Here is a 3,146-nt window from a genome sequence, read left to right on the forward strand (position 1 = left end):
TTTGATGCCTGGCAGTTCCCTACTCTCGCATGGGGAGACCCCACACTACCATCGGCGCTACGGCGTTTCACTTCTGAGTTCGGCATGGGGTCAGGTGGGACCACCGCGCTACAGCCGCCAGGCAAATTCTGTTTATCAACACGCTTTCGCATGTCAATTTAATCTGTATCAAGCTGAATTTCGTCTCTTCGCCAAAACAGCTTCGGCGTTGTAAGGTTAAGCCTCACGGTTCATTAGTATCGGTTAGCTCAATGTATCGCTACACTTACACACCCGACCTATCAACGTCGTCGTCTTCAACGTTCCTTCAGGAGACTTAAAGTCTCAGGGAGAACTCATCTCGGGGCAAGTTTCGTGCTTAGATGCTTTCAGCACTTATCTCTTCCGCATTTAGCTACCGGGCAATGCCATTGGCATGACAACCCGAACACCAGTGATGCGTCCACTCCGGTCCTCTCGTACTAGGAGCAGCCCCCCTCAATTCTCCAGCGCCCACGGCAGATAGGGACCGAACTGTCTCACGACGTTCTAAACCCAGCTCGCGTACCACTTTAAATGGCGAACAGCCATACCCTTGGGACCTACTTCAGCCCCAGGATGTGATGAGCCGACATCGAGGTGCCAAACACCGCCGTCGATATGAACTCTTGGGCGGTATCAGCCTGTTATCCCCGGAGTACCTTTTATCCGTTGAGCGATGGCCCTTCCATTCAGAACCACCGGATCACTAAGACCTGCTTTCGCACCTGCTCGAGCCGTCACTCTCGCAGTCAAGCTAGCTTATGCCTTTGCACTAACCTCCTGATGTCCGACCAGGATTAGCTAACCTTCGTGCTCCTCCGTTACTCTTTAGGAGGAGACCGCCCCAGTCAAACTACCCACCAGACACTGTCCGCAACCCGGATCACGGGTCTACGTTAGAACACCAGCCATTAAAGGGTGGTATTTCAAGGTTGGCTCCATGCAGACTGGCGTCCACACTTCAAAGCCTCCCACCTATCCTACACATCAAGGACCAGTGTTCAGTGTCAAGCTATAGTAAAGGTTCACGGGGTCTTTCCGTCTTGCCGCGGGTACACTGCATCTTCACAGCGAGTTCAATTTCACTGAGTCTCGGGTGGAGACAGCCTGGCCATCATTACGCCATTCGTGCAGGTCGGAACTTACCCGACAAGGAATTTCGCTACCTTAGGACCGTTATAGTTACGGCCGCCGTTTACCGGGGCTTCGATCAAGAGCTTCTCCTTACGGATAACCCCATCAATTAACCTTCCGGCACCGGGCAGGCGTCACACCGTATACGTCCACTTTCGTGTTTGCACAGTGCTGTGTTTTTAATAAACAGTTGCAGCCAGCTGGTATCTTCGACTGATTTCAGCTCCATGAGTAAATCACTTCACCTACATATCAGCGTGCCTTCTCCCGAAGTTACGGCACCATTTTGCCTAGTTCCTTCACCCGAGTTCTCTCAAGCGCCTTGGTATTCTCTACCTGACCACCTGTGTCGGTTTGGGGTACGATTTCGTGTTACCTGATGCTTAGAGGCTTTTCCTGGAAGCAGGGCATTTGTTACTTCAGCACCGTAGTGCCTCGTCATCACACCTCAGCGTTAAAAGGTACCGGATTTACCTGGAACCTCCGCCTACATGCTTAAACCGGGACAACCGTCGCCCGGCTAACATAGCCTTCTCCGTCCCCCCTTCGCAGTAACACCAAGTACAGGAATATTAACCTGTTTCCCATCGACTACGCCTTTCGGCCTCGCCTTAGGGGTCGACTCACCCTGCCCCGATTAACGTTGGACAGGAACCCTTGGTCTTCCGGCGTGCGGGTTTTTCACCCGCATTATCGTTACTTATGTCAGCATTCGCACTTCTGATACCTCCAGCATCCCTCACAGGACACCTTCAACGGCTTACAGAACGCTCCCCTACCCAACAACACATAGTGTCGCTGCCGCAGCTTCGGTGCATGGTTTAGCCCCGTTACATCTTCCGCGCAGGCCGACTCGACCAGTGAGCTATTACGCTTTCTTTAAATGATGGCTGCTTCTAAGCCAACATCCTGGCTGTCTGTGCCTTCCCACATCGTTTCCCACTTAACCATGACTTTGGGACCTTAGCTGGCGGTCTGGGTTGTTTCCCTCTTCACGACGGACGTTAGCACCCGCCGTGTGTCTCCCGTGATAACATTCTTCGGTATTCGCAGTTTGCATCGGGTTGGTAAGTCGGGATGACCCCCTAGCCGAAACAGTGCTCTACCCCCGAAGATGAGTTCACGAGGCGCTACCTAAATAGCTTTCGGGGAGAACCAGCTATCTCCCGGTTTGATTGGCCTTTCACCCCCAGCCACAAGTCATCCGCTAATTTTTCAACATTAGTCGGTTCGGTCCTCCAGTTAGTGTTACCCAACCTTCAACCTGCCCATGGCTAGATCACCGGGTTTCGGGTCTATACCCTGCAACTTAACGCCCAGTTAAGACTCGGTTTCCCTTCGGCTCCCCTATTCGGTTAACCTTGCTACAGAATATAAGTCGCTGACCCATTATACAAAAGGTACGCAGTCACCCCATAAAGAGGCTCCCACTGCTTGTACGTACACGGTTTCAGGTTCTTTTTCACTCCCCTCGCCGGGGTTCTTTTCGCCTTTCCCTCACGGTACTGGTTCACTATCGGTCAGTCAGGAGTATTTAGCCTTGGAGGATGGTCCCCCCATATTCAGACAGGATACCACGTGTCCCGCCCTACTCTTCGAGTTCACAACATGTGTGATTTTGTGTACGGGACTATCACCCTGTACCGTCGGACTTTCCAGACCGTTCCACTACCACACATGCTGATTCAGACTCTGGGCTGCTCCCCGTTCGCTCGCCGCTACTGGGGGAATCTCGGTTGATTTCTTTTCCTCGGGGTACTTAGATGTTTCAGTTCCCCCGGTTCGCTTCATTACGCTATGTATTCACGTAATGATAGTGTGACGAATCACACTGGGTTTCCCCATTCGGAAATCGCCGGTTATAACGGTTCATATCACCTTACCGACGCTTATCGCAGATTAGCACGTCCTTCATCGCCTCTGACTGCCAGGGCATCCACCGTGTACGCTTAGTCGCTTAACCTCACAACCCGAAGATGTTTCGTAAAACA

General features: G+C 52.2%; 2 rRNA genes. Both read right to left on the reverse strand.

The features are described from left to right. Window positions 1–6: 6 nt before the first annotated feature. Window positions 7–122: ribosomal RNA gene (gene rrf, locus OH663_RS25610) — 5S ribosomal RNA — on the reverse strand. Between the two features lie 90 nt (window positions 123–212). Then, window positions 213–3,118 (reverse strand): 23S ribosomal RNA (locus OH663_RS25615). Between the last annotated feature and the right edge of the window lie 28 nt (window positions 3,119–3,146).

The organism is Citrobacter sp. Marseille-Q5395 (assembly GCF_947057495.1).
Lineage (GTDB): Bacteria > Pseudomonadota > Gammaproteobacteria > Enterobacterales > Enterobacteriaceae > Citrobacter > Citrobacter murliniae.